Here is a 521-nt window from a genome sequence, read left to right on the forward strand (position 1 = left end):
GATGTGTATAAGAGACAGGTACCACCTGGCCCGGTCCGGGGCCGACCGGGACGCCCCGCCCCTGCTCCTCCAGCCAGGCCGCCACCCCGGACGCGGCGTCCAGGCCGTACGCGCTGCCGCCGGTGAGGACGACCGCGTCGATCCGCTGCACGAGGTTGCGCGGATCGAGCGCGTCCGTCTCCCTGGTGCCGGGCCCTCCGCCCCGTACGTCGACGGCGGCGACCGCGCCGCCCAGGGGGGCGAGGACGACGGTGGTACCGCTCAGTGCGCCGTCGCCGGGCACCCGCGCATGGCCGACGCGGATCCCGGCCACATCCGTCAGCGCGTCCAGCGGGCCGGAGCGGGGTGCGTGGGCGTCAGGCATGGCGGGCTCCTCGATGGTGTGCGGGGGCGGCGGTACGCGGCCCCTCCGTTCCCGCGGCGAACGTACAGCGGCCGGCGGCCGGACCGGCAGAGGCCGAGGGGGGAGGAGACGGGCGAGAGGGGGACGAGGCGGACGCGGAGGGGGAGGGGGAGGGGAG

Annotated in this window: 1 pseudogene; it reads right to left on the bottom strand. The window is 77.2% G+C overall.

The window, feature by feature from the left end:
* Positions 1–364, bottom strand: a pseudogene (locus IH13_RS0131570) (P1 family peptidase); the annotation flags it as partial.
* Between the last annotated feature and the right edge of the window lie 157 nt (positions 365–521).

The organism is Streptomyces sp. NRRL WC-3549, from assembly GCF_000721935.1.
In the GTDB taxonomy this organism is placed as follows: domain Bacteria; phylum Actinomycetota; class Actinomycetes; order Streptomycetales; family Streptomycetaceae; genus Streptomyces.